This window comes from Burkholderia sp. BE17 (genome assembly GCF_009362305.1).
GTDB lineage: Bacteria > Pseudomonadota > Gammaproteobacteria > Burkholderiales > Burkholderiaceae > Burkholderia > Burkholderia pyrrocinia_C.
On record NZ_WHNU01000015.1, the window covers coordinates 36,027 to 50,352 of the forward strand.

At 66.9% G+C, this 14,326-nt stretch carries 11 protein-coding genes; 7 read left to right on the plus strand and 4 right to left on the minus strand.

Annotation, left to right across the window (positions count from 1 at the left end):
- Nucleotides 1-66 precede the first annotated feature (66 nt).
- Nucleotides 67-1,587 (minus strand): peptide MFS transporter, encoded by a 1,521-nt coding sequence (locus tag GD429_RS14855; protein ID WP_152857581.1) that lies wholly within the window; start codon nt 1,585-1,587, stop codon nt 67-69.
- Between the two features lie 499 nt (nt 1,588-2,086).
- On the opposite strand from GD429_RS14855, the gene GD429_RS14865 reads away from it, so the two are divergent.
- From GD429_RS14865 to GD429_RS14895, 7 genes are all read left to right on the plus strand, one after another.
- On the plus strand, nt 2,087-2,668 hold the full coding sequence (locus tag GD429_RS14865) for a cupin domain-containing protein (RefSeq protein ID WP_034181602.1): 582 nt from the start codon (nt 2,087-2,089) through the stop codon (nt 2,666-2,668).
- A gap of 179 nt (nt 2,669-2,847) precedes the next feature.
- On the plus strand, nt 2,848-4,461 hold the full coding sequence (locus GD429_RS14870; RefSeq protein ID WP_152857582.1) for a peptide ABC transporter substrate-binding protein: 1,614 nt from the start codon (nt 2,848-2,850) through the stop codon (nt 4,459-4,461).
- A gap of 11 nt (nt 4,462-4,472) precedes the next feature.
- Nucleotides 4,473-5,411: an ABC transporter permease subunit gene (locus tag GD429_RS14875; RefSeq protein WP_152857583.1), complete on the plus strand. Its 939-nt coding sequence runs from the start codon at nt 4,473-4,475 to the stop codon at nt 5,409-5,411.
- Nucleotides 5,412-5,424: 13 nt separating this feature from the next.
- On the plus strand, nt 5,425-6,327 hold the full coding sequence (locus GD429_RS14880) for an ABC transporter permease (RefSeq protein ID WP_152857584.1): 903 nt from the start codon (nt 5,425-5,427) through the stop codon (nt 6,325-6,327).
- A gap of 105 nt (nt 6,328-6,432) precedes the next feature.
- A complete protein-coding gene (locus tag GD429_RS14885) occupies nt 6,433-7,425 on the plus strand; it encodes an ABC transporter ATP-binding protein (protein ID WP_152857585.1) in 993 nt (330 codons plus the stop codon).
- Nucleotides 7,422-8,441 (plus strand): ABC transporter ATP-binding protein, encoded by a 1,020-nt coding sequence (locus GD429_RS14890; protein WP_174421685.1) that lies wholly within the window; start codon nt 7,422-7,424, stop codon nt 8,439-8,441. Before GD429_RS14885 ends, GD429_RS14890 begins: the two co-directional genes overlap by 4 nt.
- Nucleotides 8,442-8,605: 164 nt before the next feature.
- Nucleotides 8,606-10,078, plus strand: coding sequence for an OprD family outer membrane porin (locus GD429_RS14895; RefSeq protein ID WP_152857587.1), 1,473 nt, complete (start codon nt 8,606-8,608; stop codon nt 10,076-10,078).
- Nucleotides 10,079-10,132: 54 nt separating this feature from the next.
- Here GD429_RS14895 and GD429_RS14900 read toward each other — a convergent pair whose 3' ends face one another.
- From GD429_RS14900 to GD429_RS14915, 3 genes are all read right to left on the minus strand, one after another.
- On the minus strand, nt 10,133-11,128 hold the full coding sequence (locus GD429_RS14900) for a DedA family protein/thiosulfate sulfurtransferase GlpE (RefSeq protein ID WP_152857588.1): 996 nt from the start codon (nt 11,126-11,128) through the stop codon (nt 10,133-10,135).
- Nucleotides 11,129-11,280: 152 nt separating this feature from the next.
- On the minus strand, nt 11,281-11,550 hold the full coding sequence (locus GD429_RS14910) for a hypothetical protein (RefSeq protein WP_152857679.1): 270 nt from the start codon (nt 11,548-11,550) through the stop codon (nt 11,281-11,283).
- Nucleotides 11,551-11,829: 279 nt separating this feature from the next.
- Nucleotides 11,830-14,187, minus strand: coding sequence for a phosphocholine-specific phospholipase C (locus GD429_RS14915; protein WP_152857589.1), 2,358 nt, complete (start codon nt 14,185-14,187; stop codon nt 11,830-11,832).
- Nucleotides 14,188-14,326 lie beyond the last annotated feature (139 nt).

Consider the following 14,326-nt stretch of genomic DNA (forward strand, 5'->3'; position numbering starts at 1 on the left):
TGTAGGACGCGATCGCGCAACCGGCAGGGGAATGTGGCGTGCATGCCGCACGCCAAGGGATAGTACTTACTGGGCCGCGGCAACGCCCTGCGCCTGCAGCGCTTCCTCGCGGCGCTCTTCCGCGCAGCGCTGATGCTGGCGCGACAGGCGGTTCATCAGCGGCAGCAGCAGCAGCGCGAGCAGCATGCCGATCGCGGCGAGCCAGCCGAGCTTCTCGAACAGCGAAAGATAGAGCGGCAGCGACTCGGTGGCCGGCAGCTCGTGCGACGGCATCTGCGCGAAGTTCGCGACGACGCTGCCGAGATACTGCGACACGCCCGTCGCGACAAAATACGCACCCATCATGAAGCCGCTCATGCGCGCCGGCACGTAGCGGGCGATCATCGCGAGGCCGAGGCCGCTCACCAGCAGTTCGCCGAGCGAGTAGAGGCCGTAGCCCCACACCATGAACCACGACGACACGCGGCCGTCGACCGCGTAGCGGCCGCTGATCGTGAACACCAGGTAGCCCGCGGCGACCGCGCCGAAGCCGAGCGCGTACTTCGCGGCGACCGGCAGGTCGCGGCCGCCCTTCGCGACTGCGTTGTAGACCCACACGAGCACCGGGCTCAGCAGCATGATCCAGATCGGGTTCAGCGCCTGGAACTGCGCGGCGCTCCACGTGAACATCGTCGTGCCGAACAGGATGAAGCGCGGATCGACGTTGCGCAGCGCGAACAGCGTCAGCGACGTCGACATCTGCACGTAGAAGATGAAGAACAGGATCACCTGGCCGATCAGCACGAGCGCCGCGATCAGGCCCGCGCGCTCCGAGCGCTCCGACTTCGCGATCATGTACGCGAAGATCGCGAGGATCGCGAACGCCGCCGTCCACACGCTGGCGACCGCGAGCTGCTTGTGCTGCAGCACGTACAGCGTGATCAGCGCGAGCGCGACGCCGCCTGCCGCGACCGCGCCGAGGCGCTTCCAGCGGATCGGCTGTTCGTCGGGCTGCGAGCCGACGTGCGCGAGCGTGCGGTGCATCAGCATGAAGTTGAGGATCGCGAGCAGCATGCCGCCGCAGCAGACCGCGAACGCGGCGTGCCAGCCCCAGTGATCCTTGATCCACGGCGTCGCGAGCATCGACACCGTCGAGCCGATGTTGACCGCCATGTAGTAGATCGTGAACGCGCTGTCGATGCGCGCATCGTCGCCTTCATAGATGCGGCGCACGAGGTTCGCCGCGTTGGCCTTGAACAGGCCGTTGCCGACCACGATCACGCCGAGCGACGCATACATGTACGTCAGGTGATCGTTCGGTACCGCGAGCATCAGGTAGCCGGTGCACAGCACGGCCGCGCCGATGATCATCGTGCGACGGGCGCCGAGCACCTTGTCGCCGATCCAGCCGCCGATCGACGGCGCCGCATAGACGAGCGCGGTGAACGCACCCCAGGTCAGGTTCGCATGGCTGTCGGTGAAACCGAGCCGGTCGACCATGAAGAGGACCAGGAGCGCGGCCATGCCGTAGTAGCCGAAGCGCTCCCACATTTCGATGAGGAAGACCGTCGTGAACGATCGGGTTTGTGAAACAGGTGAATGCATCATCAATCTCTGTTGAAACGGACGGCACGGATCACGCGTCGTCTTGGGGTCGAACTGGAGCCGATGCACAATGGGCCGGGTAGGTCTTGTGCAGGCGATGGAACAGTCGGGCGGTTAGCCCGGGCCGGGGTCGGACTCCGCCTCGTGGGGCGGGGAAGGACCTCGACCGGCGCGCGAATGGTAACGTTTGCCGGTCCGGTGCGTCAGGTATGCGCCACTTAGGGAAATTCCCGATGTGGCAGCAGCTTTCAGGAAGATTCGTCTCGTCATCTATTTGTAAACCTCTCCGCCGGCCCTCCCAAGATTCCCGGAGAGCCGCTTGCAGCTTGCCTGTGAAGCCGGCGAGTCTGGCAAGATAGCGCGTCGTTTCGCTCGCTTCGTGTCCTGTTTAGTGCACCGGGCTCAATACCGAAGACGTGTGCGAACCCGAAGACTAAGCTATATCGATCTAACTTAGTTATTTTCCATCAAACATTTTTTGACGACTACTTTTCGGCCTGCTATGGTTCCCCCCACTGAAAACTCGCGGTCAGCAGACGCTGCCGCCGTACTGGGCAGCAAGATTCGCGCGTTGCGCCAACGACTCAAGCGCACGCTCGACGACACCGCTACTGCCGCGGGGATTTCGAAGCCGTTTCTGTCTCAAGTCGAGCGCGGGCTCGCGTCGCCGTCACTGACGTCGCTGGCCGGTATCGCGCACGCGCTCGGTGTGACGGTGCAGTACTTCGTGGATACGCCGAGCGAGGAACGCTCGGTCTGCCGAGGCGAGCAGTTGCGCTTCTTCGGGTTTGCCGATTCGGCGAACCTGTTCGCGAGGCTGACGAACGTATCCGAGGGGCGACAGCTCGAGGCGATCCTCGTGAGGTTGCCGCCGGGACAGAAGCGGTCGGAGGTGACGACACATGCAGGAGAGGAGTTCCTGTATGTGATTGAAGGGGAAGTGTCTCTGACGCTGGAAGGCAAGACGTTCGTCCTGCAGGCCGGCGACAGTTCGCACTATCAGTCGACGGTCCCGCACAGTTGGGTCAACACCGCGAAGATCGAGTCGGTGGTGGTCTGGGTCGGTACACCGAGGCTGTTCTAACGCACAGGTATTCCTTCGTTTCCAAGACGGGATGCCTGTCGAAAGAAACGTAAGGAATACTAAGATGAAATTCGGGAATCACGGGCCTCCTCAATCGCTGCACCCGTCAGCGTCTCACGCGTAAGCCGCGGCATTCGCCGCGCGACGCTCACCGAACCCACTTTCTCAAGACTGCCACGATGAAATCCTTGCATGCCATGTCGGCCGTGCTGGCCGCGCTCGCCCTGACGACGCCCGTCGCCCACGCCGTTAACGTCCCGTCGAACGTCGCGCTCGCTCCTCAGCAGGACCTGACGCGACAGGTGCCCGCCGAAGTCGAGTCGCTCGATCCCGCGCACATCGAATCGTGGACCGGCAACACGATCGGCCTCGACCTGTTCGAAGGGCTCGCCCGCATCGATGCGGCCGGCCAGGTCGTGCCGGGCGTCGCGCTGTCGTGGGAACGCAAGACGCCGCAGACGTGGATCTTCAAGCTTCGCCACGACGCGAAGTGGAGCAACGGCCAGCCGGTGACGGCCGCCGATTTCGTCTATGCATGGCAGCGCCTCGTCGATCCGAAGACGGGCTCGAAATACACGATCCTCGTCGAGTTCGTGAAGAACTCGAAGGACATCATCGCCGGCAAGGCCGCGCCGTCGACGCTCGGCGTGCGCGCCGTCGATCCGTACACGCTCGAGGTGACGACCGACGTGCCCGTCGCGTTTTTCCCGGAGCTGACCGCGATGGTGCCGCTCGCACCGGTGAACAAGGACACGGTGACGAAGCTCGGCGACGCGTGGACGCGCCCGGGGAACATCGTCAGCAACGGCCCGTTCCAGCTGGTCGACTGGCAGCCCAACAACCGCATCGTGATCGCGAAGGACGCGAAGTACTGGAATGCGCCGAAGGTCGTGATCAACAAGGTCACGTACTTGCCGATCGAGAGCGACGAGACCGCGATGCGCATGTACCAGGCCGGCCAGATCGACTACAGCTACTCGATTCCGTCGGGGATCTTCCAGCAGGTCAGCAAGCAGTTCGGCGGCGAACTGCGCCAGGGCCTGCAGCTCGCGACGTACTACTACTACCTGAACAACAACAATCCGGCGCTGAAGGACAAGCGCGTGCGCCAGGCGCTGTCGATGGTGCTCGATCGCGAGGTGCTGACCTCGAAGCTCACGCAGGCCGGCGAGAAGCCGATGTACGGGCTGATGCCGAACGGCACGAAGGGCGTGCAGCCGTTCACGCCGGACTGGGCGACGTGGCCGATGGCCAAGCGCGTCGACACGGCGAAGAGCCTGCTGAAACAGGCCGGCTACTCGGATGCGAAGCCGCTGTCGTTCACGCTGACCTACAACACCAACGACCTGCACAAGAAGGTCGCGCTGTTCGCCGCGTCGGAATGGCGCACGAAGCTCGGCGTCAATACCAAGCTCGAGAACGTCGAGTTCAAGGTGCTGATGAAGGAGCGGCATGACGGCAAGGTGCAGATCGCGCGCGACGGCTGGTTCGCCGACTACAACGACGCGATGACGTTCTTCGACCTGCTGCGCTGCGGCAGTGCGCAGAACACCGTCGGCTACTGCAACAAGCAGGCCGACGCACTCGTCGACGAAGGCAACCAGAAGCTCGACGACAAGGCGCGTGCCGCGCTGCTCACGCAGGCACACGACCTCGCGCTGAACGACACGCCGATGGTGCCGCTGTTCCAGTACTCGGCCGACCGTCTCGTGAAGCCCTATGTGGGCGGCTATTCGCTGAAGAACGTGATCGACATGCGTGCTTCGCAGGACATGTACCTGATCAAGCACTGAGCGGAGCGATCATGCTGGCCTACGCTTTGAGGCGCACGTTGTGGGCGGTGCCGACGATCCTCGCGGTCATCACCGTCTGCTACCTGCTGCTGCATTTCACGCCCGGCGGCCCGTTCGATACGGAGAAGCAGCTTTCCGCCGCGACGCTTGCGAACCTGAACGCGAAGTACCACCTCGACCAGCCGCTGTGGAAGCAGTACCTGATGTATCTCGGTTCGCTGCTGCAGGGCGACCTCGGTCCGTCGTTCCGCTACGTCGACTGGTCGGTGAACGACCTCGTGAAGAAGGCGCTGCCCGTGAGCCTCGGCGTGGGCGGCGTGTCGATCCCAGTCTCGATCGTGTTCGGCGTGCTGCTCGGCACCGTCGCGGCCGTGCGCCGCGACAGCGCGATCGACCGCTTCGTGATGCTGATCGGCAACTTCGGCAACGTCGTGCCGCCGTTCGTGCTCGGCCCCGTGCTCGTGTGGATCTTCGCAATCCTGCTGAAGACGTCGGCCGGCAACGGCTGGCTGCCGGCGGGCGGCTGGGGCGACGGCGGCTGGCAGTACCGGCTGCTGCCGATCGTGCTGCTGACCTTCATCAACGTGTCGCTGCTCGCGCGCGTGATGCGCGGCTCGATGATCGAGACGCTGTCGAGCAACTTCATCCGCACCGCGCGCGCGAAGGGCCTGCCGGGCTCGACGATCGTGCTGCGCCACGCGCTGAAGCCCGCGCTGATGCCGGTCGTGTCGCTGTTCGGCACGGTCTGCATCACGTCGATCACGGCGGCCGTCGTCACCGAATCGGTGTTCGCGCTGCCGGGGCTCGGGCAGCTCGTCGTGAACGGTGCGATCAACCGCGACTACACGCTCGTGCTCGGCCTCGTCGTGCTGACCACCGTCTGCGCCGTGCTGTTCAACCTGCTGGTCGATCTCGCGTACGCGTGGCTCGATCCGCGCATCCGTTATTGAGCGAGGCACAGCGATGACTCCGACTACACCCGTCGTCGGCCTGCCCGTGCAGACCGACTCGCCGCCGCGTTCGCGCTCGCCGCTCGCGCTCGCGATGGCGCGCTTCCTTCACAACCGCGCGGCCGTGTTCAGCCTCGTGCTGCTCGCGCTGATCACGCTTGCGTGTTTCGTCGGCCCGTGGGTGCTCGCGGCCGATCCCGCCGCGAGCGACTGGGGCTCGATCAGCCTGCCGCCGACGCTCGCGAATCAGCACTGGTTGGGCACCGACGAGCTCGGCCGCGACCTGCTGGTGCGCACGCTGATCGGCGGCCGCGTGTCGATCGAGGTCGGCGTGCTCGGCACGCTCGTGTCGGGCCTGTTCGGCGTCGCGTGGGGCGCTACCGCGGGCTTCGCGGGCGGCCGCGTCGACTCCGTGATGATGCGTATCGTCGACATGATGTACGCGATCCCGTACCTGCTGATCGCGATCCTGATGATGACCCTGTTCGGCCGCTCGTTCATGCTGGTCGTGCTGACCATCAGTGCGTTCTCGTGGATCGACATGGCGCGTGTCGTGCGCGGCCAGACGCTGTCGCTGCGCAACCGCGAATTCGTCGATGCGGCGCGCGCGATCGGCGTGACGCCGACGTCGATCGTGCTGCGCCACGTCGTGCCGAATCTGCTCGGCGTTGTCGTTGTGTACGCAACTGTATCGGTGCCGAACATCGTGCTGACCGAATCGGTGCTGTCGTTCCTCGGCCTCGGCGTGCAGGAACCGATGACGAGCTGGGGCGTGCTGATCCAGGACGGCGCGCAGAAACTGGAATCGATGCCGTGGCTGCTGCTGGCCCCGGCCGTCATGCTGTGCGTGACGCTCTACTGCGTGAACTTCGTTGGCGACGGCCTGCGTGACGCGCTCGACCCGAAGGATCGCTGAGATGAAACAACCCCCACGCTCACTACGTTCGCTCGGGAGGGCGCAGCCCCTCCGTCTCCTCCAGGCGCTTCCATCGAAGTGCGGGGCGGCCCGGCGGAGGCTGGCATGACCGCACTACTCGAAGTCGACAACCTCGGCGTGCGCTTCACGCGCAAGGACGCTCCGCCGATCGACGCCGTGAACGGCGTGTCGTTCTCGGTCGAAGCCGGCAAGACGCTCGGCATCGTCGGCGAATCGGGCTCGGGCAAGAGCCAGACCGTGATGGCGCTGCTCGGCCTGCTGGCCGGCAACGGCACGACGACCGGCACCGCGCGCTATCGCGGCGACAACCTGCTCGAGATGGATACGCGCGCGCTGAACAAGGTGCGCGGCGACCGGATCGCGATGATCTTCCAGGACCCGATGACGTCGCTCAATCCGTTCCTGACGATCGAGCGGCAGATGACCGAGACGCTGCAACTGCATCGCAAGCTGTCGCGCAAGGAAGCGACCAAGCGCGCGATCGAGGCGCTCGAATCGGTGCGCATTCCCGATGTGGCGCGGCGCATCCGCATGTATCCGCACGAGTTCTCGGGCGGCATGCGCCAGCGCGTAATGATCGCGATGGCGCTGTTGTCCGAGCCGGAAATCCTGATCGCCGACGAGCCGACCACCGCGCTCGACGTGACCGTGCAGGCGCAGATCATCGACCTGCTGCGCGAGCTGAACCGCGAGCGCGGCACCGCGATCGTGCTGATCACGCACGACATGGGCGTGGTCGCGGGCCTCGCGGACGACGTGATGGTCATGTATGCCGGCCGCACCGTCGAATACGCGCCGGCCGATTCGATCTTCGCGGCGCCGTCGCATCCGTACACGATCGGCCTGCTCAATGCGCTGCCGCGCCTGACCGACGCGCACGATGCGCCGCTCGTCGCGATTCCCGGCAATCCGCCGATGCCCGGCACCGCGCCGGCCGGCTGCGCGTTCGCGAAGCGCTGCACGTATGCGGAAGAACGCTGCGGCGCCGCGCGGCCCGCGCTCGAAACTTATGGCGCCGCGGGCGCGGTGCGCGCGTGCCACCGCCCGGTGGCCGATCTGGCGGGAGGTCTGCGATGAGCGTCAACGAACGCCGCAATGCGGGCGCGACGGACGACACGCTGCTGTCCGTCGACGATCTGAAGGTGCATTTCCGCGTGCCGCTCGGCGGCTATCCGTGGTCGCCGAAGGGCACGCTGCGTGCGGTCGACGGCGTGTCGTTCGACGTGAAGCGCGGCGAGACGGTCGGGCTCGTCGGCGAGTCGGGCTGCGGGAAGTCGACGCTCGCGCGCGCGCTGATCGGCCTCGTGCCGATGACGGCCGGCACCGTGAAATGGCGCGGCGAAGCCGTCGCGCCCGATCACCTGCGCGGCACCGCGATGCGGCGCGAAGTGCAGATGATCTTCCAGGATCCGCTCGCATCGCTCGATCCGCGCATGACGATCGAGCAGGTCGTCGCCGAGCCGCTCGTCACGCACCACGCCGGCCTCGGCCGCACCGAGGTGCGCCGCCGCGTGGTCGCGATGCTCGAACGCGTCGGCCTGAATGCGCATCACCTGCTGCGTTATCCCCATGAATTCTCCGGCGGGCAGTGCCAGCGCGTCGGAATCGCACGCGCGCTGATCAGCGAGCCGAAGCTCGTGATCTGCGACGAACCCGTGTCGGCGCTCGACGTGTCGATCCAGGCGCAGATCGTGAACCTGCTGCGCGACCTGCAGCGCGACCTGTCGCTGTCCTATCTGTTTGTCGCGCACGATCTGGCGGTGGTCAAGGCGATCAGCCAGCGCGTGCTCGTGATGTATCTCGGCCGCGTGATGGAGTTCGGCACGCGGCATGACGTGTACGGCGTGCCGCAGCACCCGTACACGAAGGCGCTGCTCGATGCGGCGCCGACGCCGGAGCCGGCGCGCGAGCGCGCTCGCCGTCCGATGCTGCTGGCGGGCGAGATGCCCTCGCCGCTCAACCCGCCGTCGGGCTGCGCGTTCCGCACGCGCTGCCCGGTCGCGATCGACGCGTGCGCGCAGGACGTGCCGCTGCCGGAAGTGCGGCAGGGGTCGGCGGCGCGTGTCGCGTGCATTCGTGCGGGCGCGGCGTGACTTGAAGTAACTCGGCAAATAAAACCAGGCTGGTCAACAGGGGCAGGTGCGGCGCGAACGACCTTCGCGTCGCGGGTACAGGCGCGTCCTTAGCCGGGCACGCCGGGGGGCCGGGAGCGGATCGCAACCGGCGTGGACGATATCAACACAAGACGAGAATCACGATGAAGAAACAGAAGACGATCGGGACGGCATCGAAGATGCTGCTTGCATGGGGACTGCCGGCACTCGCCGGCGTCTCGCTGACGGGCGTCGCACACGCCGACGACGCGGCCCCCGCGCCGCTGACGGTCGCGCAGGCCGCGCCGGCTGCCGGTACGGGCACGACCGTTGCGCAGGCAACGACCCCGAACGCAGTCATCAACGCCGAAGCGACGCAGGCCGTCACGCCGCCCGACGAGCCGTCGGCCCAGTCGAAGTCGAAGGGCTTCATTGCCGACAGCCATCTCGACTTCCTGTTCCGCAACTATTCGGACGTGCTCGACAGCAAGGGCGGACCGCATCGCCACGCATGGGTGCAGGGCGCGATGGCGAACTTCGAGTCGGGTTATACGACGGGCCTGATCGGTATCGGCTTCGACGCGTCGCTGTATGCGGCACTGAAGCTCGACGGCGGCCAGGGCGCCGGCAGCATGGTGCACATCGCGAAGGGCGGCGGCGGCGGCAACCAGCTCGCGTGGGCCTACCCGGGCATCTACGACATCAAGGCGCGCATCTCGAACACGGTGGTCAAGTACGGTCTGCAGGCCGTCGACAACCCGTTCATGGAGCAGCACGACAACCGTGCGCTGCCGCCGACGTTCCTCGGCACGACGATCGTCAGCAATGAATTCAAGAACGTGATGCTCGAGGCCGGCAGCTTCACGAAGACCAATGCGCGCGGTCACACGACGCTCACCAACCTGACGACGCAATACGGCGGCACGCGCATCAATCGCCTGTCGTATGTCGGCGGCACGTGGGATTACTCGCCGAACGGTGAAGTCGCGCTGTACGCGAACCAGGCCGACAACGTGTGGCACCAGTACTACGCGTCGGTGAAGCACAGCATCGGCAGCCCGCAGACGATCAAGTGGACGGGCTTCGGCAACGTCTACTCGACGCACGATACGGGCGACGCGCTGCAGGGCAAGATCGACAACAACGCATACAGCCTGTCGGTGGCCGCGCAGCACGGCCCGCACGAGCTGCTGCTCGGCTTCCAGCAGGTGCTCGGCGACCAGTTCTTCGATTACCTGAACGAAACGAACGGCATCTTCCTGACCAACTCGATGGACGTCGACTACAACGCGCCGCACGAAAAGTCGCTGCAGCTGCGTTACACGTTCTACGGCAAGGAAGCGGGCCTGCCGGGCTTCAAGGCGATGGTCTGGGGCGTGACGGGCTGGGGTGCGGACGGCAGCGCGGGCGCGGCGAACGACCCGAGCAAGTCGAGCATCTACTGGAGCAACGGCGCGCCGGTGCAGGGCCGTCACCACGAGTTCGGCTTCATCCCGTCGTACACGTTCCAGAGCGGCAAGCTGAAGGACACGAAGGTCACGTTCATCGCGATGTGGCACACCGGTTCGACTCACTACTCCGACGCGACGAACAAGGAGTACCGTCTGGTCGTGAACCTGCCGCTGCACGCGTTCTGATCGAAGGGGGGCGCAGGCCCCCCGCATCGCGCGGCCGGCCTGCGAGCAGAGCGATCAGGCCGGCTTGTGCAACCCCGCGACCGGGTCGTTCGCGGCGGGCATCTCTTTCGCGAGCGACGTGAGCTGGCGGCCCGTATCGCGCCATGCGTCGAGGCCGCCGCGCAGCGCGAGCGCATCGGTGAAGCCTGCGTCGAGCAGGCGTTTCGCCATCAGCGCGGCCGTCACTTCGTTCGGGCACGAGCAGAATACGACGAACTTCTGCGTGAGCGGATAGCGCGCGACGATGTCGCCGATCTGCCGCTCGTCGGCGAACTGCGCACCGGGAATCGTGAACGGGTCGAGCTTGCGGTGCTCGGGCGAACGCACGTCGAGCACCACCGGCGCGGTGGCGTCGCGCAGCAGCAGGTCGAGTTCGTCGACGCCGATCCGCGCGTTCGCGAGCTGGCGGATCAGCGCGCGGCGGCGCATCCAGCGCACGGCCGCATAGATCGCCAGCAGCGCGACGATGACCAGCAGCACCGCGCGGCCGAGGTGGCTTGCGCCGGCGAACAGCCAGTCGATCTGCCGGTAGAACACCAGCCCGGCCACGAGTCCGACGATCGTCCACAGCGCGGCGCCGAGCGCGTCGTAGCCGGCGAACGTGCGATAGCGCGTGCCGAGCGCGCCGGCCATCGGCACCGACACGAGCGACAGCCCGGGAATGAAGCGCGCGACGGCGAGCACGCGCACGCCGTAGCGGCCGAAGAAGCGCTCGGTCTTTCTCACGCAGGAATCGCGCGACAGCGACAGCCGGCAGATCGTCTTCAGCGTCGTGCCGCCGTAACGCCGCCCGGCGACATACCAGACGGTGTCGCCGATCAGCGCGCCGAGCACCGACAGCGCGACCACCGTCACGAGCTGCGAGCCGATCATCGCCGGATGCATCGCGGACATCGCGCCGAACAACACGAGCGTCGGCATCGCGGGCACCGGCAGGCCGATGGCCGCCGCGAGCACGTTGGCGAACACGAGAAGCGGCCCGTACTGGGCGACGAGGTCACGGAGGAGCATGACGGCTGGCCGAAAAGAGGATGCGTGGGCAGGAAACGCAGATGGACCGATTATCGGCCATTTTCAAGACAGCGGCGGGAATGACGCAAAGCGCCTGACGGCGGCAGCGGGCGCGGTGAGCCGGCGCGTTGCGCGCGGCTCACCGTGAGAGATCAGGAGGACGTACGGGCGAGCGACGCGGCGCCGTGGTTTTCGCCGGGCAGCTCGGCGCCGTGCGAGCGGATCGCCGCGATCAGTTCGGCCGGCGTGATCTCGTAGCGGACCTCGCGATGGATGCCGGGCTTGCGTTCGTCGATCTCGATCAGCAACACGCTCTTGCCGTCGCCGGTTGCTTCGAGCCGGAGCGAACGCAGTTGGCGGCCGTCGGCCGCGTCGTGTTCGGTGAGCAGGGTCATTGCCCCGGATGAGCCGGTTGTGCGCATCGAACCTATCCTCGTGTCGTGGGTGCCGTAACGGCGAAGATGCGTTTGTTGAATACAGCCTTGTCGCAGTTTAACGCGAACGGGCTGCAACACGGAGCATTTTCGCGGCGGCGAAATGAGGGGGGCACCACCGATCCCTCTGATGTTTGAGCCGCGCCGGGCGGGCGTTTCAGCCGGATCGGGCGCGGCCGCGGCCGGCGCCTGACCGGTGTTCGCGGCTGCGCCGGCACGGGCGGCGACACGCGGTGCAACGCGCGTCGCCGCGGCGGCTTGGCGGCGTCAGAAGCGGTCGGCCAGCCCCATCGCCGGGTCGCTGACCGAGTGGCGGCCCGTTTCGACGCGGCCGGCCACGCGGCGCGAAAAGCTCGCGTCGCTGTCGGCGGTGACGATGAAGTCGTACCAGTGGCCGGTCGAGTCGAGCTTCCAGTGCAGTTCGGACTGGTCGCCGGCGCGCACCGTGACGGTCCACGTGGTGCCCGTGCCGTTGCCATTGCCGTAATAGTGGCCCTGGTTGTTGCCGTCCTCGTTACCGTGGCCATGACCGCGATCGTCGTTCGCGCCGCGGCCGGGCAGCGGCCCGTAGACCTGGTTCGACTTCACCGTGAAGCGCACCGTGCCGCCGCCGTCGTTGCGCAGCCGCAGGTGGAGGTTGCCGCTCGCGCCCGCATAACCGACGCGAACTTCCGGACGAGGTGCGTGGGCGCCGGCCAGGCGGCTCAGGTCGCCGGTGAAGCCGCGGTGATAGCCGTTCGGGCCGAGCACCCACAGGTCATATTTGCCGCCATTGTCGGCGCGCGCGGCCCAATCGCCGTGCAGCGTCTTGCCCGGCTCGACGACGTAGCGCCGCGGCAGGCGCTCGAGGTGCAGCTTGTCATAGACGTGAAACACGGCGGCGGCGCGGCCCGTGTTCGCGAACTTCAGCGTGACCGTGCCGGTGCCGGCATCGGTGCGCGCGCTCGCGTGCAGCTCGTACGGCAGCGCGCGCGACGGGCGCACGCCGGTGGCCTGTGCGGGCAGCGACGGCGCGGCCGGCGGCACGATCTTCGGCGCGGCCTGCTGCGCGGCGCTCAGTGCGTCGACCTGGTTTTTCGTCGTATGGCCCGCGAGCGTCGGCAGCGGTTCGTTGTTGGGCGAGCGGAAGTTGAACGCGCTCGTCAGGTCGCCGCACACCGCGCGGCGATACGCGCTGATCTGCGGCTCCGCGACGCCGAAGCGCTTTTCGAGGAAGAGCAGCGTCGACGTATGGTCGAACACCTGCGAGTTGACCCAGCCGCCGCGGCTCCACGGCGACACGACCCACATCGGCACGCGCGGGCCCGGGCCGTACGGGCGGCCGTCCGCCGCCGGCTGGCTCGACGTGGCCGGCGTGAAGTCGTGGTATTCGACGGCGACGTCGGCGTCCCGCAGCGTATGGCCGCCCGCGAGCGTGCCGTTGGCGTTGCGCGACGGCACGGCCGGCGACGGCATGTGGTCGAAGAAGCCGTCGTTTTCGTCGAAGTTGACCAGCAGCACCGTCTTGCTCCACACCTCCGGGTTCGCCGTCAGCGCATCGAGCACGGCCTGCACGTACCAGCCGCCCTGTGCAGGGCTCGACGGTCCCGGGTGTTCGCTGTACGCGGACGGCGGGATGATCCACGACACTTCCGGCAGCTTGCCGTTGCGGATGTCGTCGCGGAACGTTTCGAGAAAGCCGTACGGCATCGTGTTGCCGAAGCCCTTCGCGAGCGGGCTCAGCGGATCGTCGATCGTCGGATCGTAGAACGCGCCGGCCGCCGTCACGGGCTGCGTGATGTCCGTCGACGCGACGTACGCGGGCCGGCGCGCGGCCGGCATCTGCTCGATCGCCGCGCGCCAGTGGCGGAAGCTCATCATCTCGTTGCAGCCGAAGTTGTCGATCAGGCTCTGGTAGACCTTCCAGTTCACGCCGGCCTGCTGCAGCCGGTCGGCATAGGTCGTCCAGGTCCAGCCCTGGCTCGACGGGCCGATGTCGTTGCCGCCGTTGAACTGGTTGTTCAGCGCGGCGATCTTCACACGGCTGCCGTCGGCCGGGCTGATGCCGTTCGGGCCGTTGGTGCCGCTCCAGTAGAACAGGCGGTTCGCGATCGTGCCGGTGTGCATCCCGCAGTGGTAGTGGTCGCACAGCGTGAACGCGTCGGCGAGCGCGCGCTGGAACGGCACTTCCGCCGCGTCGTAATAGCCCATCGACAGCGGCGTCTTCGCATCGGGCCAGCGGTTCATCCGGCCGTGATCCCATGCGGCCTGCGCATCGGCCCACGTGTGCGGCGTGCCGCCCGCGCGCTGTGCGTTGCCCTGGCTCGCGTCGAGGTGATACGGCGTGCAGGTAGCGGCGGGCGTCGCCTTCGTGTACGTCTGGTAGAACACGTCGCGGCCGTTCGGCGACGGCACCGCGAAGCGGTCGCCGTAGCCGCGCACGCCCTTGAACGTGCCGAAGTAGCTGTCGAATGCGCGGTTCTCCATCATCAGCAGCACGACGTGCTTGACGTCCTTGATGGTCCCCGTTTCGTGAAACGCGGGAATGGCGAGCGCGCGGCGGATGCTCGGCGGGAACGCAGACAGCGCGGCGGCGGCGAGGCCGGAAGTCGCGGTCTGCTGAAGGAATTTGCGGCGTGACGTCATGGCGTTCGGATCCTGTGATGGTGGGAGCGTTCGTGACTTCGTCTGGCGGCGCCCGTGCGTCGTCCCCCCTGGGACGATTCGCGATGCGTGTGCGTTCGAGTGCGTCGGCCGCGCGTGGCGAAGCTGCGCGCATCGCGCG